The organism is Cupriavidus sp. P-10, assembly GCF_003402535.2.
In the GTDB taxonomy this organism is placed as follows: domain Bacteria; phylum Pseudomonadota; class Gammaproteobacteria; order Burkholderiales; family Burkholderiaceae; genus Cupriavidus.
Window position 1 is genome coordinate 834354 of the sequence record NZ_AP025172.1, and the last position, 23638, is coordinate 857991.

Below are 23638 nucleotides of genomic sequence, written 5' to 3' on the forward strand. Positions count from 1 at the left end.
AAAGTAATGACATGGACTCCCGGGCGGAGATCGTACGGCGTGCGACTGCGCGGCTGGGAGAGGACGATTACCGCCTTCTTACCAACAACTGCGAGCACTTCTGTACGTGGTACCCGTCTGGCGAGAACCGCAGCGAGCAAGTGGAGGCGTTGCTGAGCCACCCGTGGCGCGCGCTGCCGGCTATCGTGGGTGTACTCTGTAGTGCGGCTGGCATCGTGGGCCAGGATCTGGCCGCACGCGTGATGGCCTAGGGCGCAGCGGGGGGAGCTGGCAGTCAGAGTTTGCGTGCCGAGGCTGCAGTTGAGGTGGCACTCACAACAGCGGAAGGGAGCAGGCGGCAAGGGACATGGAGAGTCAATGGGACGACGCGGCGTTGACGGCCGCCTTGCAGCAGCCGGACGCCTACCCCAACCCAGCGCCGGCAGTACAGGTCATCGAGACACATATCTCCCGTGTCTTTCTGGCCGGGGACTTTGCCTACAAGGTGCGCAAGCCGGTGCGGTTCGACTTTGTCGACTTCTCCACCGCGCAAGCCCGCCGCGACGACTGTGAGACCGAGCTGCGCCTGAACCGCCGGTTCGCACCTGCCCTGTATCTGGATGTGGTGCCGATCGTGACGGGCCCCACGCCCGGCTCGGTGCGCATCGGCGGCAGCGGCATGCCGATCGAGCATGCGGTCCGGATGCGGCGCTTCGACCAGCAAGACCTGCTCAGCGCAAGGATCCCTGCGGACCGGCTGGAGCCGGGCCATATCGATGCGCTGGCGCGCAGCATTGCGGCCTTTCACCAGGCGCAGCCGCCCGCGGCCCTAGCCAATGGTTTTGGCACGCCGGGCCGCATCGACGCGACGCTTGCGGAGTGCCTGGACGGCATCGGGCGGCTGGCGTGGGCCTCCCATCTGACCAGCCGCGTGGCCCTGCGGGCGCGCAGCGAGGCCACCCGGCTAACAGGCGCTTTTCGGGCCCGCCTGTGCAACGGCCATGTGCGCGAGTGCCATGGCGATCTGCACCTGGGCAACGTCGTGCTGCTGGACGGCGTGCCGACGCCATTCGACTGCCTGGAGTTCGACGCCGCGCTGCGCTGGACCGACACCATCAGCGACCTGGCCTTCCCGGTCATGGACCTGCTGCACTATCGCCGACCGGCGCTGGCCTACCGGCTGCTCAACGGCTACCTGGAGCAATCGGGAGACTACGGCGCGCTGGCTGTGTTGCCCTTCTATCTCGCCATGCGGGCCCTGGTGCGCGCGCGCGTGCTGCTGGAGCGCGCCTGCCAGCAGCACGCCGCGGGCGCGTCCATGGCGCCGGCGCAGGCCGAGGCAGGCAGGCTGCTGGCGCTGGCATGGCGGTCTCTCAGCCGCCGTCGCGGGCCAATGGTGCTGATGCATGGGCTGTCCGGCAGCGGCAAGTCCACGGTAGCTGCACAGATGAGCGAGGCCGGGGCGATGGTACGCGTGCGCTCCGACGCGGTACGCAAGTGCCTGCACCGCGGCGTGATGCCCGCGGGTGGCTGGTATGCCGCCAGCGAAACGGCACGGACCTACCGCCGCCTGCTCGCAATCTGCCGGCTCGGTTGCCGCGCGGGCTTCCCGATGATTGCCGACGCCACCTTCCTTGCCCGCGCCGAGCGCGAGCGCTTTGCGGCCCAAGCCCTCCGCCTTGGCGTGCCCTTCACGATCGTCCCCTGCGAAGCCAGCCCTGAAACGCTGCGCGCCCGCATCGCCGCCCGTGCCCGGGTGGGCGGAGACCTGTCGGATGCCGATGACGGCGTGCTGGCGTGGCAGATGCGCATCCAGGATCCGCTGACCGAAGCCGAGCGCGCTTGCATAGCCGTGCCGGGCAGCTTCGTGTGCCGCGCTGTGCCCGGCCGCGGCTGACGCCAGGGCCCGGCCCGCATCATCCGAAGCCGTCCCGGGATCGCTTGCATCCCACTCCCGGCACGCCCCGTGGACCCGGCTTGACGGAGCGCAACCCACGGCCGGGGGCAGCGCCTACATTCGTCCATACGGGTGCCATGCGCGGAGCGCTGGCGCCGCTCTTTGCAACAAATGCGAGCATCTCATGGACGAACTGAAGCGCATCCCCTACCACCCCATCAAAGACCTGCTGCCACGCCCCGCCTCCGGCACGAGCGAGCGGGTCATCGCCCTGCCACAGCCGGACCGCACCAATGGCCTGCCGCTGATGGGGGCGCTGTGGCAGCGCATGAGCACCCGTGAGTTCGACGAGCAGCCGCTGCCGCTGCAGCAGCTGAGCGAGCTGCTGTGGGCCGCTGCGGGCGTCAACCGCTCCCAGGGCGGCGGCCGCACGGCCCCTTCGCCACACGGCGAAGCGGTGATCGACGTCTACGCGGCGCTGCCCGCCGGCCTCTACCGCTACGACCCGGTACACCATTGCCTGGCGCTGAAGCGCGCGGCAGACGTGCGCAGCATGACCGGTTACCAGGACTTTGTCGGCATGGCGCCGCTGGACCTGGTCTACGTCGCCAACCATGGCAGGATGCAAGACGTCCCGCCCAAGCTGCGCGAGACCTTCGCTGCCGCCGCGGCCGGCGCAATGGTCCAGAACGTCTATCTCTACTGCGCCTCGGCCGGCCTGGGAGCAGTGGTGCGTGGCTGGCTCAACCGGCGCCTGCTAGCCGAGCATATGTCGCTGAACGAGGACGAGGAACCGATCCTGTCCCAGACCATCGGGCACCCGGCCCCGCGCGACAGCGCGCCGGTCTAGAGATCTTGGCCGGATCGCCACTACCAGAACAGGAGACACCGACATGATCAAGAACCTCGGCAGTGCGGAACAGATCCGCAATGAAATTCTGCGGCGCCTGCAGGAAAATACCGACCTCGGCGACGCCTGCCGCAACTGCGACATCCCGTTGCCGCAACGTATCGACGCAGCTGCCAACGGCGGCTGCAACTGGGCCATCGAAGCCTTCCCCGCAGTCCCGCCGGCATGCCTGGCCACGGTCAAGGCAGTCACCACCGAGATGATGCGCGAGTACGACCTGCGCTAACCGGTCATCGCCAGCCTCCCGGCCGCTGCCGGGGGGCGACCATCGTTTCCACGGCGGCAGCCCGCCAGGTGCTCAGTTGCCCTCGGTGCCCGGTATCCTCCAACTGTCACGCATAAAGTTGCTCATGCGACGCTGGCATGCGGTACAGCGCTTCGCGGTCGGGTACGCCTGCAGGCGCGAGAACGGGATCGGCTGCTGGCAATCGATGCAGGTGCCGTACTGACCGTGCTGCATCCGCGCCCGCGCAGCGGCGATGTCGGCCAGTTGCATGCGGTAGTGGTCCAGCATCGCGTCGTCCTGCCGCTGCGTGATTTCTTCGTCGGCAAGGTCAGCCTCGTCCCGCGCCTCACGCTGCGCCAACGGTGTCATCGGCGTGTCGGCGGAACCAACGGCGGCATGGATGTGCGCTTCTTCTGCGTCAAGCTGCTCTGCCAGCGAGATGGTTTCCTGTGCTTTGAGCTTGCTCATGATGGATCTCCTGGGCCTGGTGGCACCTGCAGCGGCTGCCGGCTGCCAGGCGCTCTGCCAAGGGAATGCGGTTGGATGGTGCGCAACGGTGTCGCTAGTGAAAATGTCGGCCGCGACCGCTTGCAGGTCGGAGTAGGCTGCCTCTGCGAACAGCGTGTGGACGGCGACACAGATCGGCGCCGGGCAACCGTGTTCAAGCAGCAGGCGCGCCGACGCCAGCATGGTGCGCGCGGTGGAGACCATGTCGTCGACCAGTACCGGCGTATGGCCAGCGGGCGTGGGCAGACCGTTCGCGTCGATGCTGACCTCGTGGTCGCCGAAGCGCTGCTTGGCCAGGACAATGCTGTCCGCGCCACAGTGGCTGGCGATGTCATCGACCCACTGCTGACTCTCCTCGTAGGGGCCGACGAGCAATGGCACGCGCACCGCCTGGCCGATTCATGACGCGATCGCCGGGGCGGCATGCACGGCGATCGCCGGCCTGGTGAAGATCTCGCCCAGACTGCTGATCCGGTGAAGGTGCGGGTCCACTGTGACCAGCCAGTCGAAGCTGGCTCCCAGCAGCGCCGCAAAATGGCGTGCCGACACGATCTCCCCTGTCCGAAAGACCTTGTCCTGGCGCATGTACGCCAGGTATGGCGCCACCAGTCCAACCCGCACGGCGCCGCCTTCCCTGGCAGCGGCGGCGAGCCACAGCAGCGGCACCAGCTTGGCATCCGGACGGTCCAGCGTGCACACCACCACGGCTTCGCAACCGGCCGCAGGCTGCAGCAGCCTGACGTAGGACTCGCCGTCGTGAAAGCACCGAACCTCGGCCTCGCCCGGCCGGGCGGCCGGGCAGGCAGGCTGCGATGGCCCGGCCTGCCGTTCATTGCCGGGCATGGCGAATACGATCGGGGCCATGACGGCGTCCTTGCAGGCTCGCATCCAGGCATGCCGTGCCCGCGTTAGCGGCGGGTGACGGCCAGTGCGACCAGAGCGCCGGCCACGGCCGCGACCGCGGCGACGGAGCCGATGCTCTCCCAGGGATGCGCGTGGACGTAACGATCCGTGGTGTCGACCCATTGCGAGGCACGCATCTGCGCCGCCTGGCGTTGCTCGGCGAGGCGCTCCTGGAGCGCGTGCAGGCGTGCGCCCAACTGCGCGCGTGCCTGGGTGGCCTCCAGGCCGGCTTCGTCGGCGACATCCCGCAACAACGCCTGTACATCCGCCAGCAGCGTGTTGGCATCACGGGCTAGTGCATCTTTGTGCAGCAAGAGCTCGGCGCGAATATCGTTCATGTCATTCTCCTTTTCACTGAGTCATCGCCGTGCATCACACGGCACCATGGAAATCCAGTCGAACTTCAAGTTACCGCAGTCCGCTGCCAGCGGGGCAGCCAGGCAGTTAGCGTACCTGGCCACGCGGCGCGGTCTGCGCTGCCGCTGAAAAATGCTGGCAGAACCATTTGCCGGCGAGCTTGCCGACCTGTTCCAGCGCACCCGGCTCCTCGAACAGGTGAGAAGCGCCGGGAATCACCTCCAGCCGCTTCTCGCATGGCATCCACGCGGTGGCGTGCGCGCTGAGCTTCAGCACCACCGGATCCGCTTCGCCCACGATCATCAGGGTCGGCGCCTGCATTTGGCATAGCGCCTCGTGGCCGGCCAGGTCGACCCGGCCGCCGCGCGATACCACCGCGTCGATCCGCATGTGCGGCGGCGGCTCAGCGGCGGCACGGATGGCCGCGGCAGCTCCCATGCTGGCGCCGAAGTACCCGAGCCGCAGGTGGCGCTCGCGCGCCAGGAGCGCTACAGCCACCGTGGCAGCCTTAAGCCGCTCGCCAAGCAGTGCGATGTCGAACCGCCTCGACATCCAGACGGCCTCCCCGGTCGTCAGCAGGTCAAACAGCAGCGTGCCCAGGCCCATACGGTTCAGCATCGATGCGACTTCACGGCTGCGCACACTATGGCGCGAACTGCCGCTGCCATGTGCAAACAGGACCAGGCCGGATGCCGCTTCCGGCAAGGCAAGGTTGCCCAGCAGTGCGATATCGCCGATATGGATCCGCACCTGTTCGGTGGTGATGTGCTCCATGAGACTTCCCCTTCCCTCTTCCCGTCCTTGCCGGTGGCCTCGCCACCGTCACGCTCTCTGCCAATGCACGTTCAGTTCGGTCTCGGCGTTGCCGAAATCGATTCGGGGGAGCAGGGCACCGTGGTCACCACGACGAGGCTGCCTTTGGCGCGGGACATCGGCAACGCCGTCAACCATGCCGCGGGACGCTCACGATCGATCGCAATCACCCGCTCCATCGGATGCTGTGCCCGCAGTTGGGCTTCACGGTGCCGCACCAACGCCAGTAGCTCAGCCCGATGCGCGGCCTCGAAGGCGCCGCCCAGCGCCAACCTACCGGCCGGAATCTTGTCAGCGATGCGCTGGCAGGCAGGCAGAGCAGACCAAGTTGCGGCGCCCGGTGGTACGGCGCGCCATTGCCAGTGCCCGCGCATGAATACGGCATGACAGACCGGGCAACTCGCCACCACGGGGGCAGCCACCGGCTGCTTGTAGCGGTCGGGCATATGCTCGACGGGGAACGGATTCCAGCGGACTGGTCGGACCTTGGTTGATTGCGTTCGGACTGTCATCATGATGCCTCGGTAGCCATTGACCTGCATGCCGGTTGACGGCCTGTTGCAGCGTGTGCGGCGTCCCTACTCCTTTCCACCATTCCACGTCCTGGCCCCGGCAAAACCCGACTTGCCTACACTGTTAAAGCTATGCGCTGGTGCGGCTATCAACTTGGGCTGGATCAAACAATCGCAAGACATCCGCGGATGATGCCGGCTACATGGGTCGCCGCAGCACGCTGCACAATACCGGCAACGGGCCCACCCGGAGCAATTCCTCAGCATGGCTGAGTACCGCGACGGTTCCTGGTGGCCGGCGTGCATGACTGGCTAGTCGTCTTGTTCACAGCGCTGCGCCTAGCACTTTGCGACCGGGCAAACTGCCGGATAAAAGGGGTGGCGGCGGACAGTTTCTGGTCGACCACTGCCAATTGCGTTGAAGTGTGTCTCCGGAAGACAGAACCTGGGGGGCACGGACCGGCACACCGTACCATTGGGGAGCGATCAGTACATCGCCGCGCGTACGCGAATGCACGCGCGGAAGAAATCCTCGGTAGAAAAGCTGGCCTTTATCGCCCGAGCTCGCCAGACAGAATAAGTCCTGGCGTGAACTTCGATGTACCGGTCACGGGTAGCCGGCTCGAATGGAAACATGCCGTCGGACACGGGAAATGCCGGCCGACGCCTAAGAAACTCACTCCAGAAACCCTGCGCAAGCTGGCGGAGTGTTCCGTTGTCATCGTTCATCGGATTCCATTGAGCGACACGCTCCTCAGTATTGACAGCGAACGGCCGGTACCTTGCTGCCCTGTCTGGCTCTCTGTCCCGCTAGTAGGCCTGAGGCTACTCCGATTCCGTTCCCGCACTTGCCCTACCATCCCGCTCCGTAGCAGCCGCCGCACCGCACTTCCCTTCATCGCATCGCCGAGGCGCTGCGGCAAAATCAGTGCGACATCAGTACCGGCACTGTCATCGACTCGAGCAGCGTGCGGGTGACACCGCCAAGGACCAGCTCATGCACCCGGCTGTGCCCGTAGGCGCCCATGACGATCAGGTCAGCATTTCGGTCTGCGGCGTGTGAGAGCAACATCTGGCCCACGTCATCGCCGTCTCCCGCCGAAAGCGTGCACAGCTGCGCTTCCACGCCATACCGAGCCAGCCAGTCCACGGCATACTGAGGCGGCGACACCCAAGGCCCCTTCAGAACGCTCGATGGTGTCCACGAAACCACTTCCACGGTGCCTGCGCGCTGCAGAAGCGGGAGCGCATCGCAGATGGCGCGCGCCGACTCGCGGCTGCCGTTCCACGCCACCATGACGTTCTTGCCAACGCTCGGGAACCGGCCCGCATACGGGACCACCAGCACCGGCCGCCCACATTGCAGCACGATGGATTCAACAAAGCCGGGCTCAGCGTAGGCGGCATCATCAGTGGGATCGTGCTGTCCGAGGATGACAAGATCCGCCCGATGTGCCTCTGCCTGGACCGTCGCCGCCGTGGCCCAGTCCGGCGCCCGCCATTCCGTATTGACGGCTATCTCGTCCGTCGCGCCCATCAGGGCATGGCGGGCCCCCTCGCCGACCTGATGCTGCCATTCGTTGTAGGAGGCGAGATAGCGGTCGCCGTCCACTAGGTAGCGCACGGCGGTGGGATCCGGCTTGCCGACGGCAAGCAGGCCGACCAGCGTGGATTGGAACTCCAGCGCCAGCTGGGTGGCGAGGTTCAGCCGGTCGTACACACGGCGGCTGGCGTCGAGATGAACCAGGATCGTTGCGTAGTCCATGGATTGTCTCCATCAGGCAGCCCCGAACGGGGCTTTGCTTAAATCTATATCGCCACCCCGCCCCGGATTTGTCGTGCATCAAGCCACCTTCCTGTCCGCGCCATAGGCGATACCGCTGGCACCACCACTACCGCTCTGGTGCGCGCCACTATGATTCCCATAGAGCGAGCGCCGGTTGGCATTGACCTGCGCTACGACTGAGCGGGGCGGCCAGGCGAGCATGAGAGGCCATTGGCGGGCACATCAGGTACGGGTTGCACCGGGCCGCCTGACGCCAACGCGAGCGTGCGCGGCTTCGGTGGCCGCAACGGGTCCGGTACGGCGCTACACGCTGCGCATAACGGCACCAACGCGCAGGCGGCAAGCCTGCGCCATCCTGGCTGTCTTGCCGGGGTGCATGACTGCAAGCGATTTTTCATGGGTGACCTCCTGTGGGGCGCGCACCGGCCGCCGCCGGCCACCACGTGCGCTTCACACCGCGAAGCGGACATGACCGCTGTGCAGCACGATGTGCTGCTCACCTGTCATCTCGAACAGCGCTCCCGCAACGCGTTCAATGTCGTTGCGGTTGCTCATGAATGCCGGCAGCAAATCTTCACTGCGGTACGAGCGCGCGCCGAAATGATCCTCAAGCGCCTCGGCAGTGATCTTATAGGTTGCCGGCAAGCCGTCCACCTTCGCGGCACACTGCAGGCTTGGTCCGGTCGGGCAATAATCCGGCATCTCGCCGGCAAAGTCGATTTTATGCATAGCTCTCTGGGGTAATGCCCTCCAAAGTCTGTTCGCCTGCTACGCCTCCTCGGCGCGAACAAGCAGGACGGGCGCGACGGCGAGGGTGATCACGCTTCGCGCGACGCTGCCCATGACGAGTCGCCGCACTCCCCGGCGGCCGTGCGTACCCATCACAACGAGATCGGCGTCCCAGCCATTGGCTTCGGCCGCGATCGTGGTAGCAACGTCGCCCTCGGCCATCGGCTTGCCCAGCAGCCGCGTTACGTGGCGAATGCCCGCCGCGGCAAGCCTGCTGGCGGCAGCCGCGAGGACGCTTTCGCCCGCCGTCGTGAGGTCCTCTATCAATCTCACCGGATCCAGGTTGCTGACATCCAGGAACGGGCTGCGGTCATCGACCACATGGACCACCTCCACTTCCGCGTTGGCGGCGAGCGCGATGATCATGGCCTGTTCCAGGGCAAGCTCCGATGCGGCGCCGCCGTCCATGGCGACAAGGATGCGCTGGTACATAGCGGCTTCTCCGGTGATAGGAGTCTGTGGTGGCTCGGGTCTGGACTTGTCTAATGCAGCGTAGAGCAACCGGCGCAACTGCTGTTGATACGTGTCAAAGCCGCTGCACGATGCTCCAACCGCCGCGGCGGGCGGGCATATGTCCCAGTTGATGCGCATCAATGGCGGCCGCCACGCAAGACCTACGCTGCAGAAGCAGCGACGTCCGCTGCCAACTTGACCGGAGCCCCGTGATGACCCAAACCGCGATTGTTTATTACTCCCGCACCGGCACCGTACGCCAGGTGGCAGAGGCCGTTGCCGCGCGGACCGGATGGCCACTGGCCGAGGTCGCCGACGTGAAAAGCCGCGCCGGGATCCTTGGCGACATCCGGTCCGTTATCGATAACCTCTTTCACCGCCAGGTCGAGTACCGCTACGACGGCCCGACCCTCGATCGCTGCGAGCATATCGTGGTCCTGGCACCGGTATGGATGGGCAGGCTGGCGGCCCCGATGCGCAGCTTTCTGGCCGCCAGCGTCGCCAAGCCGCCGCTAGCCGCGCGCGTGTCGGCAATCTGTGTCATGGCATCGCTCGGGGGCTTCCAGGCAGAGGCGGAGATAGGCAAACTCACGGGAAAGACACCCGCGCCGGCACTCGTGCTGCTCGAACGAGACGTGCTGAGCGGCGATACCGCCGCCGAGATCGATGACTTCGTGCAGGCGTTGCGGTTCGCGGACTCCAGGCCTGCCCACGCCGAGCGTCCCGCCTGGTTGTCCCCAAACCAGACGTGAGCGCTTCTTGCGGCTCGGTCGCTCCTCTTTCGAGGCGTCCTGAACCGCCGCGAACTTGCGCGTTTTCGGCCCGCGGCGACACTGTCAGGCTGCGGGCTCAGCGACGCGGACAGGGTGTTGTGCCGCAGAGCAGCCAGTCGTCCTCGAGCGTATTGACCTGCAGCCGGAACGTCATGTCGAGCGGCTCGCCAGCGACGACGATGTCGCGCATCTGGTTCCGCCCTTGGTAGCTCACCGCGACCCGATAGGTACCTGGCTTGAGTCGCATGTAGAACAGCGGCCCGCTGGCGGTAGTTTGCAGCACGGCGCGACCCTCCTGGCTGGCCACGACCACCGTGGCACCGTCCAGCGGGTTGCCGCGCCCGGCATCCACCATCGTCAGCCGTACATTGAAACGCGCGGCGATGGCCAGCATGCTTTGAAAGCCAGCGTCATCGTCTCCACCCGAAACGTAGGAGACGCCGTGCTGCTCCATGATCTGCACGTCAGCGCCAGCGGGCGTAGCGCGAGCGGCGCAACCGACCGCCGCAACGGCAATCGCCAGCGACGACAGGCCGACGCCAAGGCTTCTTGAAACCTGCATTTGCGTTACTCCGAACGAATTGTTGGGTGTCCGCGGACTGGAACCGAACGGTCAGGGCGTATCGTTGCCCGACTGCTGCCTAACGAGCAGTACGGGGCGAACCGTCTTGCTGACGACGTGCTCCGAGACCGAGCCCAGCACCATGCGCCGCAAGCCGCGATGGCCATGTGTGCCCATGACGATCAGGTCTGCACTCCAGTGGTCCGCTTCCACGACGATCGCTTCGGCAACCTTCGCAGGGGTGCCAGGCGTCTCGGCCAACCTGCTGCTCCAGCGCACGCCGGCGGCACTCAGGCGCTCGCCGGCGCGTGCCAGCACCTGCTTGCCATAGGCAATGATGTCAGCCATCAGCCAGGGCCGGTAACCCGGCCTGATCTCGAAGAACAGGTCGCTGTCGTCGACGACGAACATTGCACTGACCTCGGCGTGGGTGGCCAACGCCATGGACACGGCTTGCTCCAGGGCATTTAAGGACGAGCGGCTGCCATCGATGGCTAGGAGAATGCGGCGGTACATGGCGACCTCGGCTTCGGCTGGTTCTTTCCAAAGTAGCGGTCGCAAGCACATGCGGGTTGATGCCAGTCAACGAAGCCCTAAGCGGGCCTAACAGAATAACTTTCTGAGATGCCGCCAGCAAAGGATGCAACAGGCGATGTTCAGGAAGGCTTCGTGGATGGTGGCAAGGCGCTCCGCTGGGCGGGAGGGCCGGGTGTGGCGGGCTATTCGATGCGGAAAAGGTCATGCGCCAGGGCGTAGCTGAACGCATAGTCCAGTTCACCGGACGCCTGGGCATGCAGCGTACAGAGCGGAGCGCCGGCTACAACCTCGTCGCCGGCGAGGACATGCAGCTCCAGCCCGGCCACCTGCCGGCGCGGAGCCCCGGCCAGCTTCGCCGCGCGCGCGACGTGCCGGTTGTCGATGGAGGTCACGATGCCGCTGCGAGCTGCGAGCACGTCGCGCCGGAACACCGCTTGCCCCGGGGTGCGCAGCCCCCCTTGCGCTTCACAAATCGCCTGGAACCGGGCCCAGGCGGCACCGCTGTCGAGCAGACTGCTGGCCTGCGGCCGTCCCTGTCCGACCGGTATCGCGCCGCAGAATTCCAGGAGCTCGCCCGCCAACAGCAGCGAGCGTTCGCGCAGGTCGGCGGGCGCCGTTGGCTGGCACTGCAACACCGCCAGCACGTCGAGCGCCTCGAGCGCGGGCCCGACGCCCCGGCCCACCGGCTGCGAGCCGTCGGTGCGCAGAATCCGGATTTTCAATCCGAAAGCGTCCGCGACTTTGGTCATGGCGATATGCAGGCGCTCCAGTTCGCTGTCGTCGCGGATCTTCGCCGTCAGTCCAACCGGCACGTCGATCAGCACATGGGTGGAGCCGGCGGCAATCTTCTTCGACAGGATAGAGGCCACCAACTGAGCATCGCTGTCGATATCCAGGGCGCGCTCCACGCGGATCAGCACGTCGTCCGCGGGACTCAGGCTCAGCGCGCCGCCGCCCCACACCAGCGCCGCCCCGACCTGCTCCACCACGCGCCGCAGTTCCGCCGCATCCAGCGTCACGCGGGTCAGGGCTTCCATCGTATCGGCGGTGCCGGCGGGCGAAGTGATCGCGCGCGACGAGGTCTTGGGCAGCAGCAGCCCTGCCGCTGCCGCAATGGCCACCACGATCGGCGTGATGCGATTGCCCGGCAGCCCGCCAACGCAATGCTTGTCCGCAATCACCGCGCGGTCCCAGCTCAGGCGCTGGCCGGACCGGACCATGGCCCGGGTCAGGTCGACGGTCTCGCGCAGGCTCATGCGACCGTCCGCGCAAGCGGTGAGGAATGCGGCAATATGCACGTCGGCGTACCGCCCTGCACTGATGTCGCCGATGATGCCGTCGAGCTGGACGCTGTCCAGGTGGCAGCCATAGATCTTGGCACGCAGTGCCTGCACCGACTCCAGCGCGGGCGCATGGGTGACATGCACGACATCGCCGGCGCGTGCCGCCAGCGTCCGTGCCGCGCTCACCGACAGGCTCGCTTCGCCCATGCTCAACAGCGGCGCGCCCAGCAGCGTCAGCGTGGCGATCAACGACCTGTCGCCGATCTGCACGCGCACGCGCGCCTGCGCGGAAAAGCCCTCGGCGCGGCAGATGGGGCAATCCGGATGCATGTAGATGACATGCTCCTGCCACGTATCGATCTCGAGCGGCCGGAACACCAGCGCCCCAACTTCGCGGGACGCGGCGGCGGCCACGACATCGCCGTGTCGGCCGGAAATTACGGGATCAAAACTGGGATCGTTCACGTCATGCCTTGCCGGGGTATGACGCTGCTAGCGAGCATCGAGGGCGTCCAGGTTGAGCAACTCGATGGTCTTGCCCTGCACGGTGAGCAGCCCTTCCTGTTGGAACTTAGACAAGATTCGGCTCACGGTTTCCAGGGTCATGCCGAGGAAGCTGCCGATGTCCTCACGCGTCATGCGCAGCACAAAGGACGTGGCCGAATAGCCCCGCTCGCGGTAGCGTGCCGAGACATTCAACAGGAATGCCGCCACGCGTTGCTCGGCGGACATGTTGCCCAACAGCATCATCTGGCGCGATTCCCTGACGATCTCGGCACTGAACATCTTATGCAACTGGCGTTGCAGCGGTTTGATCTCGCGGCAAAGCGCCTCAAGCAAGTGAAACGGGATCACGCAGACCACGCTGTCTTCCAGGGCAATCGCATCGCCGTTATGGGTTTCCTGGCAGACGCCGTCCATGCCGATGGCGTCCCCGGCCATAAAGAAGCCCGAGATGGTCTCCTTGCCCCGCTCCGGCGCCACCACGGTCTTGAACGAGCCGACGCGGACCGCGTAGAGGCTGCGGAACGGATCGCCGGCGCGGTACAGCCGTTCGCCCTGCTTGACCGAACGCCAGCCTTGCACGACGGAGTCCAGGCGGGCCATTTCGCCGGCCTCCAGGCTGGCGGCCGCCATGCAGATATTCCGCATCATGCAGGTCGTGCATCGGGCCCGACCATCGCTCGGCACCTTCGCTGCAGGCATCCCATCTTCGCGCCTGTCGAGCGCACCGGACATGTCGGTCGCGTCACAAACTGCATCAACCTCAGTATGCAAGTCAAACATGGTTGTCTCCGTTCCCCCGGCCTTCCTGGTCCCGACCCGCGTTCGCACATCGCATGGCGGACCGCATCTGCATGCACGCCGCTATGTTTGACTGAAGTATTGGACGGCACGGGTTCCACGCCTAGAAGGCTGCGCTGAGTTGCGTGTCAGGAATGCAGCGTCGCTTGTCAGGGTTCCCTGACACCGGTCATTCCGTACGCCCTGGCTTTCCGCGCAGGCGCATGTGATGCAACACCGGTATCTGGCGCACACACCCGAGACAATCTGGGGCCGTTTGATGCAAAACAAACCGCAATTGGCCCGGCTTGCCACAGTAAGAACATCCGGTGCGCACCGCGCGCCGCCCTCCCTGGAGACCGTGATGACCAACATCAAGCGCTACGACCCGTTTTCAATCGAACCGCTCGGCGATCTGCTGCAGAGCATGCTACGCAACTGGCGGATTGCGCCTGACACAGAACTGCCGTTCAAGGTCGACGTGGCCGAGTCCGAGAGCAGCTTCACCATTACCGCCGACCTGCCGGGCGTGAAGAAGGAAGACATCAACGTCAGCGTAGACCGTGGGACCGTGATGATCTCCGCCAAGCTCGAGAAGGCTTCCGAGGTGAAGGAAGGCGACCGCGTGATCCGCCAGGAGCGCTACAGCGGCTCGGTGCAGCGCGCCTTTACGCTGGACGGCAACATCGACACGGAAAAGATCGATGCCAGCTTCCAGGACGGCGTGCTGCGCCTGGTGCTGCCCAAGAAGGAAAGCTCGACCCAGCAACGCATTACCGTACGTTAGGCGAGTGCGCCGAAAAGGAGACCGGGATGCTAGTCCAGGATATCTGCTCAGCGAAAGCCGTGCATGTCCCGCTGTCCTGCACCCTGCAGGAAGCTGCCGTACAGATGCGGGACCGCCACGTCGGTGCGCTGATCGTGACAGAGAATTCACCGGCCGGGACGCGCGCGGTCGGCATGGTCACGGACCGGGACATCGTCATCGGTGCGACGGCCACCGGTGCGGACCCATGCCAGACCGACGTGGTCGAGGTGATGACCCGTGGTCTGGTGGGGATCCAACGGGATGCCGTCGTCGCCGACGCAATGCAGTTGATGCTGACGCACGGCGTAAGGCGCCTGGCGGTGCTGGATGGCGAGGCAGTGATCGGGGTGATTGCGCTCGATGACCTGTTCGCCGCCCTCGCAACCGACTGGGGCATGCTGTTTTCGCTCGTGCGCAAGGAGCAGGAGCGAGAGCGTTCCGGCAGCGCGCCGACCCGGTTACACACTTGACCACCAATGCGTTTTTTGACCCCGCACCCGGTGCCCTTTTCGGCGCCGGGCTCATGCAGAGGTAAAGCATGAAATCAGATCATCAGATCCAGAAGGACGTCGCCGAGGAACTCGACTGGGACCCGGCGATTGATGCGGCGTCCATCGGCGTCGAGGTCCATGAGGGGATCGTCACGCTGAACGGGCACCTGTCCAGCTATGCGGAGAAGCTCGCCGCCGAGCGCGCCACGGAACGCGTCTCAGGCGTACGCGCGGTCGTCGTCAAGCTCGACGTGCATCCGCCCGGCGCCTTCCTCGACGAAGCCATTGCCGAGGCGGCTCGCGAGGCGTTGCAATGGCACGTACATGTGCCCTCGGATGTCATCAAGGTTCGCGTCGAGCGCGGCTGGGTCACGCTGTCGGGCAACGTCGAATGGGGCTACCAGAAGAACCTGGCCGAACGCACGGTCAGCCAGTTACGTGCGTGATCGGCGTCGTCAACAACATCCGGATGAATGAGAAGACCGCGCCCCCCGATGTGGAGAGTCGCATCGAAGAGGCGCTGCGCCGCCATGCCGTGCGCGAGGCCCACCATATCAGCGTCAAGGTCGAGAATGGCACCGCCACGCTGAGCGGCCACGTGGATTCCCTGGCCGACCGCCGCGCGGCCATCGGTGCCGTATGGTCGGCGCCGGGCATCTCGGCGGTCATCGATCAGCTGGAAACGCGGCCGTGACGCCGATGCCGCGTGTCCGCGCCGGCACGCACGGAGCAGGCGGCACGCGCCGCCATCGCGCCCGAGGGCGCAAGGCAAACAGGAGGCAACCGACATGAAAGGCGATATCCAGCTCAAGCAGCACGTGGTCGAGGAACTGGCCTGGGACCCGGCCGTCGATGCCGCGGAGGTCGGCGTCCAGGTCAACGACGGCGTGGTGACGCTGACCGGCCATCTCACCAGCCATGCCGCCAAGTACGCCGCCGAAGAGGCCGTCAGGCGCGTGCCCGGTGTGAAAGGCCTGGCCGTCGAAATCGATGTGCGCCTGCCCGATGACGCGCAGCGCACGGACGCCGACATCGCACGCGCCGCGAGCAACATCCTGGCGTGGACCTCGGTGCTGCCCGCGGATCGCACCCAGGTGATGGTCGAGGACGGCTGCGTCACGCTGACCGGCACGGTCGACTGGAACTACCAGCGTCTGGCCGCGGAGCGCGCGGTGGCCGGCCTCTACGGCGTGGTCAGCGTAGCCAACGCCATCGTGGTCCAGCCCGCGATCGCGGCCCACGACGTGAAGGAGCGGATCGCCAGGGCCATCGAGCGCCAGGCGGCGGACGACGCGACCCATGTCACCGTCGACGTTAAGGACGGCGTGGTGACGCTGCGCGGGAGCCTGCGCAGCTGGGCCGAGCGCGAGGCCGCGTTCGAAGCCGCCTGGGCGGCGCCGGGGGTCAGCGAGGTGTCGAACATCATCCAGGTGAATCTCTGACCTCCCGACAGGGCCCAGGACGCCGGGGCTGCCGGCGGTTGCCATGAGAGCCAGCCATGACTGTTCGTAACCTCGATGCCCTGTTCCGTCCGCGCTCGGTCGCGCTCATCGGCGCGACGCTGCGGCCGCATAGCGTGGGGGCAACCGTGCTGGAGAACCTGTCCGCGGGCGCCTTTGCCGGCCAGCTGTACCTGGTCAATCCGAAGTATGCGACGCTGGCGGGCCAACCCTGTTACGCGCGCGTCGGCGCGTTGCCGGCACCGCCGGACCTCGCGGTGCTGTGCACGCCTGCGCCCACCATCCCGGGGCTCATCGCCGAGCTTGGCGCCGCCGGCACGCGCGCGGCCATCGTGCTGACCTCCGGCTTCGAGGGTCCCGAGGACAGCGCCGGAGGCGCCCTGCGGCAAGCCATGCTGGACGCGGCGCGGCCCCATCTGCTCAGGATTCTCGGGCCGAACTGTGTCGGGCTGATCGCTTCGGGGGTCGGCCTCAATGCCAGCTTCGCACCCGGCACGGCCCGGCAAGGCAAGCTGGCATTCGCCACGCAATCCGGCGCGCTGGCCACCGCCGTGCTGGATTGGTCGCGCTCGCGGCAGATCGGGTTTTCCCATTTCATCTCGCTGGGCAACAGTGCCGATGTGGACGCCGCCGACGTGCTCGACTACCTTGCCGGCGACGCCGAGACGCATGCCATCCTGCTCTACGTGGAGGCGATCCGCCACGGCGCCAAGTTCATGTCCGCGGCGCGCGCCGCCGCCCGCAATAAGCCGGTGCTGATCGTGAAGGGCGGGCGCTCGGCGCAGGCTGCGCGCGCCGCCGCGTCCCATACCGGCGCCATGGCCGGTGCCGATGACGTCTACGACGCCGCCATCCGGCGTGCCGGCATGCTGCGCGTGGACAGCACCGAGGGCCTGTTCGACGCCGTCGAGATGCTTGCACGCATGCGCGGGCTGCGTGGCGAGCGCCTCGCCATCCTGACCAATGGCGGCGGCGCCGGCGTGATGGCGACGGATGCGCTGGCGGATGCCGGCGGGACCCTGGCCCGGCTGTCAGACCAGACCCTGGCCCGGCTGGACTCCGTGCTGCCCGCCACCTGGCCGCGCGCGAATCCGGTCGACATCATCGGCGACGCGCCCGTCGAGCGCTACCTGCAGGCCTACGCCATCCTCTGCGAGGCGCCCGAGGTTGACGCTGTGTTGATGATCCATGCGCCCACGGCCATCGTGCCGGCCGCCCAGATCGCGGCCGCGATCGTCAGCGCGCCGTCGGGCGGCAAGCCGCTGCTGACCGCATGGCTCGGGGCGGATGCCGTGCAGCAGGCACGCCGCTTGTGCCAGCATGCCGGCGTGCCGACCTTCGACACCCCGGAGCGGGCAGTGCGCGGCTTCCTGCAGGCCTGCGAATACCACAGGAACCAGCAATTGCTGATGCGCACGCCGCCCGCAGACGGCACGTACACGCCAGCTGACAAGGACCAGGTGCGCACAATCATCGGCAATGCCCTCCGCGCCGGCAGGGAGTTGCTGACCGAGCCGGAGGCCAAGGCCGCGCTGGCCGCCTATGGCGTCCCCGTGATCGCAACCCGGACCGCGGCAAGCGTCGATGAGGCTGTCGACCAGGCCACACGGATCGGCTATCCGGTAGTGCTCAAGATCCTGTCCCCGGACATCACGCACAAGTCTGCCGCGGGCGGCGTTGCACTGGACCTCGCCGACGCCGCTGCGGTGCGCAGCGCTGGCAGCGCCATGCTCGAGCGGATCTGGCAGCAAGCCCCGGAAGCACGGGTGGAAGGCTTTACCGTCCAGCCGATGGTCCGGCACGGCGATGGCTTCGAGTTGATCGTCGGCGCCGCCACCGATCCCGTGTTCGGCCCCGTCTTGTTGTTCGGCCATGGCGGCGTCAACACCGAACGCATTGGCGACCATGCGGTTGCGCTGCCACCGCTCGACGCGCTACTCGCGCAAGATTTGGTGTCGCGCACCCGCATCGGGCGCCTGCTGGAAGGCTGGCACGGACACTCGGGCGTCGACGGGGACGGCTTGCTCCAGGTACTGGTACAGGTATCACGCCTGGTCTGCGATATTCCCGAGATCTCGGAACTTGATATCAATCCCCTCCTGGCGAGCGCGGCAGGCGTCATCGCGCTCGATGCCCGCATCGCCGTCAAGGTGCCGGCGTCGGGTACGCGCCTACGGCTGGCCATCCAGCCCTATCCGGAGGCGCTCGAGGAATGCGTCGAGCAGGACGGCCGCACCGTCGTGCTTCGGCCCGTGCGCCCGGCCGACGAAGCGACCTACCAGGCTTACTTCCGCCAGCTGACGCCGGAAGATATCCATGCACGCTACTTCTGCACGTTCCGCGAGCCGGTACACAGCCAGCTGGCACGACTCACGCAGATCGACTACGCGCGGGAGATGGCGTTCATCGCGACGACTACCGATGCGTGTGGTCAAACTTCCATCTTGGGAGAGGTCCGGGCGGTTGCCGATCCGGACAATCTCCAGGCGGAGTTCGGCATCGCCGTGCGCTCGGACTGCAAGGGACAAGGACTGGGAAAGCTGCTGCTCGAGAAGATGATCCGCTACGCGCGCGTAAAGGGCATCGGCGCGCTGGTGGGCTGCACCATGCAGCACAACCGGGCCATGCTGACGCTGGCGCGCGCCTGCGGCTTCAGGTCGAGCATCGCGGCGGGCGCCGAGGGTGTCAGTCTGCACCTTGCGCTGCACGAGGAGAATGCCGGCGTTCACACGCAGGGTTGAGGCATCGCAATTGGCGCGCGCGGCGGGCGGCCTACGCTGGTAGCAGGCGAGCAGGCTGCTCGTTGCCTGCAAGCGTCCCCTGGGGCAGTCGGCGGCAGGCTTGCTCGCATTCATAAACCCGTTGCGGAACTGTCCCACCATGAACCTTCAACGTGTCTTTGGCTGCCGGACCCTGCTGCTGGCGGCCCTGCTCTGCGCCGGCACCGCGCAGCGCTGGCCCAGCCCGAGCCGTCGCCTGCCGCGCCGCGGCCCCGCGAGGCAGTCCGCGGCGCAGACCTGCTCACCGAGCCGGAGCAAGCCGACATTTGCGCAAGACTGCGCAGCGCCACGTCCGCGCAGGAGCGCCAGGCGATCATGCAGCGCACTCACGACCTGATCGCGTCACGCTGCGCCACGGCGGGTCTGACAACCGGCGTATGGGGATGAACAACCGCGTTGGCAGCCGGTACGGCAGGACTGCAGTCCGCGCGCGGCGGGAGCAACCGCGGCGGATGGCATGCCGGCGCCCGGGACGCCGATGGCGTTCGCTACCTGACCGGCGGTGTCGGTCAGGATGAGGCGGCTTACCTGCGCAAGCCAGCGGCGACTACAGCCTGCGGCTCACTTTCACCGGAACCGGCGGTCAATACCTCGCTGGTGTCGACACGCATATCTATGACAGCTGCGGCAGCGCTTCGCTGCCGTGTCCGATGGTCCGTTCCTGTTCGTCAAGCGGCCGCCAGGCCGCTATCGCGTCGTCGCCAGCGCGGATGGCAAGGAGCGCGAGCAGACGCTGGTGGTGCCGGCCAAGGGCGGCGTGTCCAGCACGATGCGCTGGACGCCTGCCTCATAGCCATTGGTCCCAGTCTGGGCCGGTTGGCGGCGTATCCGCCAGTTGATCCGGATGCCTGCGAGCCCACCGCCGCGAGCAGGCAATGGTAACGCGAATTGCCATGCCTTCGTCATGTCAGCTTGCGAGCAAGGCGTTGGCAACTTCGGCGCACAGCCGGCGGTAGCCGCTTCATGGACGCGGGATATCGGTCAGCATTCCAAGGCATCGCAGGCTCCCCTTCAGCCCGGTGGCGGCAACGGCCTCAGCGTTTCCCCGGCGGTGCCGCGCACACGAGGCCCTTGTCTCAGGTCCCGCCGCGGTAGCAGCCCTCGGTGCCACCGCCCTGCGCACGTCGCATTGCCTGGCGCGGGTTCCCCGTCCGCGCCGGCGCGACGAGGGAATCCCCTGGAAGGCGCAGCAGAAGCGACGGTCCGGTGCCATCCGGGCGCACGCGCACGGTTCGGCATTCGATCGCGCCTGCGGAGCGGACCAGCGCGCGATAGTCGCCTGGCGGCAGTCGCAGGTACAGTAGCGGCCCTTCGCTCAGCACCAGTAGCACAATTTCGCGCCGAGCGTCGAACAGTGTCACGGTGACGTCGGACAAGCTGCTACCGTCGGCTTCGTTCACAAAGTGCATATGGACGTTGAAGCGCCCGGCAATGCTGCGCATCGCCGCCATTTGGTCCACGCCGATCCCGCCGGAAACGTAGTAGATGCCGTTCATGTGCTGAACCGCCGGCGCCGCCGGAACCGCGGGCGACTCCTGCGAAGCAGCGCCCGCGGGGATGGCAACGAATAGGCCCGGGCAGAGCAGGCAGACGGCAAGCGCAATCGCGCGCATGGGAATCTCCTGAGACAAGCCGGTAGCCGACAAGGGTCGGTTGCGCCGGTGATGCCATCCAGAGTAGGTGCGCACGCGAGCGTGATCTTGGGCTACATCAAGGCACGGCCACATCCGTCATCGACGACCCGATGCCACCCGCCTGCTTGCCGGAGCTGTCGTACTGCGCGGCCAAGCCAACACGACGTGGGCGCGCATGTCAGGGATCCCTGACAGCACCTTCTGGCGAGCTGACGCCACTCTCAGCCGCCCCTTATTTGCCGCAGCCAGTGCGGCAGGCGATACTGGGGCCATGCCAGATCGCAATCAAGCCAATCTCCTCACCGTGTACCTGCTCGAGCATGTCAATGCGATTCGAACCAGGCAGCTCGGTTTGCTCGGTCGAATGACTGCCATCCGTGTCGCGGGTTCGGGCCTCAGCGCTGCCACGGAACTGGCCGGGCTGATGCGTCTTCGCCCGGACGTCGTCCTGATCAGCCTAGGCACCGGTTATGCTCATGCACTCCTGGAGGTCAGGACGCTGAGGTCGACGCTGCCGGATACGATTGTGATCGTGCTGGCCGATAACCTCGGCCCGCCTCTGCGCCGCGCTTGCCTGAAGGCAGGCGGGAGCTACTGCTTCGACAAGACGCTGGAACTCGATGCACTGCGCCTGGTCTTGGCCGGGCTGGCGGCGACCTTGCGGCCATAGCATGCCGGCGGCGCCCGGCGCGGTGATGTAGCGTTACAGGTCCGCGTCGTCGTCGAACAGATGATTGCGCATGGCATAGCGCAACAGCATGGCCTCATTGGGCATCTGCATTTTTTCCATCAGCCGCATCTTGTAGGTGCTCACGGTCTTGGCGCTGACGCACAGTGCCGTGGCGATCGCCGTGATGGGCTCGCCCAGCACCAGCCGCCGATACACTTCCAGCTCGCGATCCGACAGCCTCAGGTGCGGCAGGTCGTCGGTCTGATCCTTCAGCCCGCTTGCCAGCTTCGTGGCAATCGACTGGCTCACATAGGTGCCGCCCCGGGCTATCTGCCCGATGGCTGACACCAGTTCCGTGGCCGCGCTTTCCTTGGTCAGATAGCCTGCTGCGCCGGCCTGGAACGCGCGGACGATGTATTGCTCCTCCGCATGCATGGTCAGGACCAGGATACGCAAGGCCGGGTGCTCGCCGCGCAGCAAGCGGATCAATTCCAGCCCGTTCCTGCCAGGCATGGAAAGGTCAAGCAGGAGCACCTGCGGGGTGCATTCCCGTACCATCCTGGGCACTTGCGTACCATCGGCCGCCTCGCCGACCACCTCAAACACACCGGCCCGTTCCAGGATATGCCGCAGGCCGTCCCGCACCACGGCATGGTCATCCGCAATCATCACCCGGGTCATGCACGCTCTCCCTGCTCACGCGGAAATCGCACGACCAAGCGAAAGCCGTCGTCGGGCGAACTCTCGACAAGGACGTCGCCGCCCAGTAGCCGTGCGCGCTCGCGAATTCCCAGCAATCCCAGCGATTTGCGCTGACCAGCGCGCGCTGGCCGCTCCTTCAAGCCAGTGCCGTTGTCATGTATCTCGATCCGCAAGTTGGGCCCTTCCCTGCCAATGGAAACGGTTGCCCTGCTGGCCTCGGCGTGCCGAACCACGTTGCTGAGCGCCTCCTGGACGATGCGGAATGCGGCGACGGCGATCTTTTCCGGCACCTCGTCGTCCGCGGCGACCACCGATACGGCGAGCCCATACCGGTTCGAGAAATCGTTGGCCAGCCATTCGATCGCTGGCACCATGCCCAATTCGTCCAGCAACGCGGGACGCAGATCCGTGGCAATGCGCCGCACCGACGCTACCGTGTCGTCGATCACGGTATGCATGGTTGCGATCTCCGCCGACAGGTTGGTGGCATCGCGGCCTTCCAGCACGTCGGCCTCCAGCATGGCGAGATCCATCTTCAAGGCACTGAGGCGCTGACCCAGATCATCGTGCAGTTCACGGGCGATGCGGCGTTTCTCCTCTTCCCGCGCGGTGAGGATGCCATCAGAGAGCTGTTCCAGCTCTTCGCGGGAGCGGCGTAAGGCCTCCTCGGCCCGTACCCGCTCGGTGGTATCGCGCAGCATCACGGTATAGAGCTTGCCGCCGCGGTCCGAGGTCTGCGAGATTGACGCTTCAATCGAGAACTCGCTGCCGTCACGGCGTAGCGCATGCAGCATGCGTTGTCTGCCCATCTGGCGCTCCGATACGCCCGTGACGCCAAAGCGGCGCACGTGCTCTTCATGGACAGCGCGGAAGCGCTGCGGGATGAAGTCGCTGAGTTTGCGCCCGATCGCGTCAGCTGCCGTCCAGCCGAATAGCGTCTCCGCCATGGGATTGAACAACAGGACGCGCTGTTCGCTGTCCACTGTGATGATTGCCTCCATCGAGGACCGGATAATGCCGGCCAGCCGTGCCTCGCTTTCGGCCACCCGCTGGAGGTTGTCTGCGGCGGTCAGCCTGAGCTTGCGCATCCGGATCAGATAAAGCCCCAGCAGCAGACCGCTGCCTGCGCCCAGGACAGGCACCATTGGCGCCAACACCAGAGCGCGGTAGCGCTCCACGGCAGCCTGCAACAAGTACGCCAGCCCAACACAAGCCAGCACGACGCTCAGTCCGAGGGCGATGTCCGCAGGCCGCCATGCAGGAGACGGACTGGCTTGGCTGCTCGGCTGCGGATCGAGTGAAGACGCCTTCAGGGGCATGCTCTCCTCTCTGTTACCTTGCCAATGGACTATAGAGTTTGTGCGCGGAAAGGCAACGGCGCTGTGCTCGATGCGGATCAAAACCGGAATTTCGCCGTTGCCGGCAACGTCGGAGCCACAACACGTGTGCCGACACCGGCTGAGTAACGCACATCAGACATTAGCTCAGGAAATGGCTCGGGTATGTCGGCAAACCAACGTTC

Annotated in this window: 25 protein-coding genes and 3 pseudogenes; 12 read left to right on the forward strand and 16 right to left on the reverse strand. The window is 66.3% G+C overall.

Annotation, left to right across the window (positions count from 1 at the left end):
- Positions 1-23 precede the first annotated feature (23 nt).
- From CTP10_RS33805 to CTP10_RS33820, 4 genes and pseudogenes are all read left to right on the forward strand, one after another.
- A pseudogene (locus tag CTP10_RS33805) lies at positions 24-251 on the forward strand (lecithin retinol acyltransferase family protein); the annotation flags it as partial.
- A gap of 95 nt (positions 252-346) precedes the next feature.
- The gene (locus tag CTP10_RS33810; RefSeq protein WP_116323474.1) at positions 347-1876 is read left to right on the forward strand and encodes a bifunctional aminoglycoside phosphotransferase/ATP-binding protein; all 1530 of its coding nucleotides are present in this window, start codon (positions 347-349) and stop codon (positions 1874-1876) included.
- A gap of 184 nt (positions 1877-2060) precedes the next feature.
- Positions 2061-2726 (forward strand): SagB/ThcOx family dehydrogenase, encoded by a 666-nt coding sequence (locus CTP10_RS33815; RefSeq protein ID WP_116323475.1) that lies wholly within the window; start codon positions 2061-2063, stop codon positions 2724-2726.
- Between the two features lie 43 nt (positions 2727-2769).
- Complete coding sequence (locus tag CTP10_RS33820) at positions 2770-3012, forward strand: hypothetical protein (RefSeq protein WP_116323476.1); 243 nt, start codon at positions 2770-2772, stop codon at positions 3010-3012.
- A 72-nt stretch (positions 3013-3084) separates the two neighbouring features.
- On the opposite strand, the gene CTP10_RS33825 is transcribed toward CTP10_RS33820, so the two are convergent.
- From CTP10_RS33825 to CTP10_RS33860, 8 genes are all read right to left on the reverse strand, one after another.
- On the reverse strand, positions 3085-3894 hold the full coding sequence (locus CTP10_RS33825) for a TraR/DksA C4-type zinc finger protein (RefSeq protein WP_147316324.1): 810 nt from the start codon (positions 3892-3894) through the stop codon (positions 3085-3087).
- 24 nt (positions 3895-3918) lie between these two features.
- Complete coding sequence (locus CTP10_RS33830; protein ID WP_158577757.1) at positions 3919-4383, reverse strand: ribose-phosphate pyrophosphokinase-like domain-containing protein; 465 nt, start codon at positions 4381-4383, stop codon at positions 3919-3921.
- Positions 4384-4427: 44 nt separating this feature from the next.
- Positions 4428-4760 carry a DUF883 family protein gene (locus CTP10_RS33835; RefSeq protein ID WP_116323479.1) on the reverse strand — a complete coding sequence of 111 codons (333 nt, stop codon included), beginning with the start codon at positions 4758-4760 and terminating at the stop codon, positions 4428-4430.
- A 106-nt stretch (positions 4761-4866) separates the two neighbouring features.
- Positions 4867-5553: a dienelactone hydrolase family protein gene (locus CTP10_RS33840; RefSeq protein ID WP_116323480.1), complete on the reverse strand. Its 687-nt coding sequence runs from the start codon at positions 5551-5553 to the stop codon at positions 4867-4869.
- Between the two features lie 71 nt (positions 5554-5624).
- Complete coding sequence (locus CTP10_RS33845) at positions 5625-6107, reverse strand: hypothetical protein (protein ID WP_199414734.1); 483 nt, start codon at positions 6105-6107, stop codon at positions 5625-5627.
- 922 nt (positions 6108-7029) lie between these two features.
- On the reverse strand, positions 7030-7869 hold the full coding sequence (locus CTP10_RS33850; RefSeq protein ID WP_116323482.1) for a universal stress protein: 840 nt from the start codon (positions 7867-7869) through the stop codon (positions 7030-7032).
- Between the two features lie 471 nt (positions 7870-8340).
- Positions 8341-8619 (reverse strand): DUF1488 domain-containing protein, encoded by a 279-nt coding sequence (locus tag CTP10_RS33855; protein WP_116323483.1) that lies wholly within the window; start codon positions 8617-8619, stop codon positions 8341-8343.
- Positions 8620-8658: 39 nt separating this feature from the next.
- Positions 8659-9111: a universal stress protein gene (locus tag CTP10_RS33860; protein ID WP_116323484.1), complete on the reverse strand. Its 453-nt coding sequence runs from the start codon at positions 9109-9111 to the stop codon at positions 8659-8661.
- Positions 9112-9344: 233 nt separating this feature from the next.
- On the opposite strand from CTP10_RS33860, the gene CTP10_RS33865 reads away from it, so the two are divergent.
- Positions 9345-9884 (forward strand): flavodoxin family protein, encoded by a 540-nt coding sequence (locus tag CTP10_RS33865; protein WP_116323485.1) that lies wholly within the window; start codon positions 9345-9347, stop codon positions 9882-9884.
- A gap of 97 nt (positions 9885-9981) precedes the next feature.
- On the opposite strand, the gene CTP10_RS33870 is transcribed toward CTP10_RS33865, so the two are convergent.
- From CTP10_RS33870 to CTP10_RS33890, 5 genes and pseudogenes are all read right to left on the reverse strand, one after another.
- Positions 9982-10467 (reverse strand): carboxypeptidase regulatory-like domain-containing protein, encoded by a 486-nt coding sequence (locus tag CTP10_RS33870; RefSeq protein ID WP_116323486.1) that lies wholly within the window; start codon positions 10465-10467, stop codon positions 9982-9984.
- Between the two features lie 51 nt (positions 10468-10518).
- A complete protein-coding gene (locus CTP10_RS33875; RefSeq protein WP_116323487.1) occupies positions 10519-10983 on the reverse strand; it encodes a universal stress protein in 465 nt (154 codons plus the stop codon).
- A gap of 87 nt (positions 10984-11070) precedes the next feature.
- Positions 11071-11157 (reverse strand): annotated as a pseudogene (locus CTP10_RS33880) (IS5/IS1182 family transposase); the annotation flags it as partial.
- 29 nt (positions 11158-11186) lie between these two features.
- Complete coding sequence (locus tag CTP10_RS33885; protein WP_233528445.1) at positions 11187-12617, reverse strand: thymidine phosphorylase family protein; 1431 nt, start codon at positions 12615-12617, stop codon at positions 11187-11189.
- Between the two features lie 162 nt (positions 12618-12779).
- A complete protein-coding gene (locus CTP10_RS33890) occupies positions 12780-13574 on the reverse strand; it encodes a helix-turn-helix domain-containing protein (RefSeq protein ID WP_116323489.1) in 795 nt (264 codons plus the stop codon).
- Between the two features lie 361 nt (positions 13575-13935).
- On the opposite strand from CTP10_RS33890, the gene CTP10_RS33895 reads away from it, so the two are divergent.
- The 6 genes and pseudogenes from CTP10_RS33895 (at position 13936) to CTP10_RS33920 (ending at position 19903) form a co-directional block, all read left to right on the forward strand.
- Complete coding sequence (locus CTP10_RS33895; RefSeq protein WP_116323490.1) at positions 13936-14358, forward strand: Hsp20/alpha crystallin family protein; 423 nt, start codon at positions 13936-13938, stop codon at positions 14356-14358.
- Between the two features lie 26 nt (positions 14359-14384).
- The gene (locus CTP10_RS33900; protein ID WP_116323491.1) at positions 14385-14849 is read left to right on the forward strand and encodes a CBS domain-containing protein; all 465 of its coding nucleotides are present in this window, start codon (positions 14385-14387) and stop codon (positions 14847-14849) included.
- 68 nt (positions 14850-14917) lie between these two features.
- Positions 14918-15564: pseudogene (locus CTP10_RS33905) on the forward strand (BON domain-containing protein).
- A gap of 94 nt (positions 15565-15658) precedes the next feature.
- Complete coding sequence (locus tag CTP10_RS33910; RefSeq protein WP_116323492.1) at positions 15659-16312, forward strand: BON domain-containing protein; 654 nt, start codon at positions 15659-15661, stop codon at positions 16310-16312.
- Positions 16313-16368: 56 nt separating this feature from the next.
- Positions 16369-19071, forward strand: coding sequence for a bifunctional acetate--CoA ligase family protein/GNAT family N-acetyltransferase (locus CTP10_RS33915; protein WP_116323493.1), 2703 nt, complete (start codon positions 16369-16371; stop codon positions 19069-19071).
- Between the two features lie 682 nt (positions 19072-19753).
- Entirely contained in the window at positions 19754-19903 is a 150-nt protein-coding gene (locus tag CTP10_RS33920; RefSeq protein WP_158577758.1) for a hypothetical protein, read from the forward strand.
- 283 nt (positions 19904-20186) lie between these two features.
- Here the strand turns inward: CTP10_RS33920 and CTP10_RS33925 are convergent, their stop codons facing one another.
- Entirely contained in the window at positions 20187-20723 is a 537-nt protein-coding gene (locus tag CTP10_RS33925; RefSeq protein WP_116323494.1) for a hypothetical protein, read from the reverse strand.
- A 292-nt stretch (positions 20724-21015) separates the two neighbouring features.
- Between CTP10_RS33925 and CTP10_RS33930 the strand changes: the two genes are divergently transcribed.
- Complete coding sequence (locus tag CTP10_RS33930; protein WP_116323495.1) at positions 21016-21414, forward strand: response regulator transcription factor; 399 nt, start codon at positions 21016-21018, stop codon at positions 21412-21414.
- A 33-nt stretch (positions 21415-21447) separates the two neighbouring features.
- Here CTP10_RS33930 and CTP10_RS33935 read toward each other — a convergent pair whose 3' ends face one another.
- Both CTP10_RS33935 and CTP10_RS33940 read right to left on the reverse strand, forming a co-directional pair.
- Positions 21448-22095, reverse strand: coding sequence for a response regulator (locus tag CTP10_RS33935; protein ID WP_116323496.1), 648 nt, complete (start codon positions 22093-22095; stop codon positions 21448-21450).
- Positions 22092-23435 (reverse strand): PAS domain-containing sensor histidine kinase, encoded by a 1344-nt coding sequence (locus CTP10_RS33940; RefSeq protein WP_116323497.1) that lies wholly within the window; start codon positions 23433-23435, stop codon positions 22092-22094. Before CTP10_RS33940 ends, CTP10_RS33935 begins: the two co-directional genes overlap by 4 nt.
- Positions 23436-23638: the final 203 nt, after the last annotated feature.

Bases quoted from the DNA above. Each gene is read 5' to 3' on its own strand.
- CTP10_RS33810 (WP_116323474.1), top strand. From the start codon at position 347: ATGGAGAGTCAATGGGACGACGCGGCGTTGACGGCCGCCTTGCAGCAG.
- CTP10_RS33815 (WP_116323475.1), top strand. From the start codon at position 2,061: ATGGACGAACTGAAGCGCATCCCCTACCACCCCATCAAAGACCTGCTG.
- CTP10_RS33820 (WP_116323476.1), top strand. From the start codon at position 2,770: ATGATCAAGAACCTCGGCAGTGCGGAACAGATCCGCAATGAAATTCTG.
- CTP10_RS33830 (WP_158577757.1), bottom strand. From the start codon at position 4,383: ATGGCCCCGATCGTATTCGCCATGCCCGGCAATGAACGGCAGGCCGGG.
- CTP10_RS33835 (WP_116323479.1), bottom strand. From the start codon at position 4,760: ATGAACGATATTCGCGCCGAGCTCTTGCTGCACAAAGATGCACTAGCC.
- CTP10_RS33840 (WP_116323480.1), bottom strand. From the start codon at position 5,553: ATGGAGCACATCACCACCGAACAGGTGCGGATCCATATCGGCGATATC.
- CTP10_RS33845 (WP_199414734.1), bottom strand. From the start codon at position 6,107: ATGATGACAGTCCGAACGCAATCAACCAAGGTCCGACCAGTCCGCTGG.
- CTP10_RS33850 (WP_116323482.1), bottom strand. From the start codon at position 7,869: ATGGACTACGCAACGATCCTGGTTCATCTCGACGCCAGCCGCCGTGTG.
- CTP10_RS33855 (WP_116323483.1), bottom strand. From the start codon at position 8,619: ATGCATAAAATCGACTTTGCCGGCGAGATGCCGGATTATTGCCCGACC.
- CTP10_RS33860 (WP_116323484.1), bottom strand. From the start codon at position 9,111: ATGTACCAGCGCATCCTTGTCGCCATGGACGGCGGCGCCGCATCGGAG.
- CTP10_RS33865 (WP_116323485.1), top strand. From the start codon at position 9,345: ATGACCCAAACCGCGATTGTTTATTACTCCCGCACCGGCACCGTACGC.
- CTP10_RS33870 (WP_116323486.1), bottom strand. From the start codon at position 10,467: ATGCAGGTTTCAAGAAGCCTTGGCGTCGGCCTGTCGTCGCTGGCGATT.
- CTP10_RS33875 (WP_116323487.1), bottom strand. From the start codon at position 10,983: ATGTACCGCCGCATTCTCCTAGCCATCGATGGCAGCCGCTCGTCCTTA.
- CTP10_RS33885 (WP_233528445.1), bottom strand. From the start codon at position 12,617: ATGCATCCGGATTGCCCCATCTGCCGCGCCGAGGGCTTTTCCGCGCAG.
- CTP10_RS33890 (WP_116323489.1), bottom strand. From the start codon at position 13,574: ATGTTTGACTTGCATACTGAGGTTGATGCAGTTTGTGACGCGACCGAC.
- CTP10_RS33895 (WP_116323490.1), top strand. From the start codon at position 13,936: ATGACCAACATCAAGCGCTACGACCCGTTTTCAATCGAACCGCTCGGC.
- CTP10_RS33900 (WP_116323491.1), top strand. From the start codon at position 14,385: ATGCTAGTCCAGGATATCTGCTCAGCGAAAGCCGTGCATGTCCCGCTG.
- CTP10_RS33910 (WP_116323492.1), top strand. From the start codon at position 15,659: ATGAAAGGCGATATCCAGCTCAAGCAGCACGTGGTCGAGGAACTGGCC.
- CTP10_RS33915 (WP_116323493.1), top strand. From the start codon at position 16,369: ATGACTGTTCGTAACCTCGATGCCCTGTTCCGTCCGCGCTCGGTCGCG.
- CTP10_RS33925 (WP_116323494.1), bottom strand. From the start codon at position 20,723: ATGCGCGCGATTGCGCTTGCCGTCTGCCTGCTCTGCCCGGGCCTATTC.
- CTP10_RS33930 (WP_116323495.1), top strand. From the start codon at position 21,016: ATGCCAGATCGCAATCAAGCCAATCTCCTCACCGTGTACCTGCTCGAG.
- CTP10_RS33935 (WP_116323496.1), bottom strand. From the start codon at position 22,095: ATGACCCGGGTGATGATTGCGGATGACCATGCCGTGGTGCGGGACGGC.
- CTP10_RS33940 (WP_116323497.1), bottom strand. From the start codon at position 23,435: ATGCCCCTGAAGGCGTCTTCACTCGATCCGCAGCCGAGCAGCCAAGCC.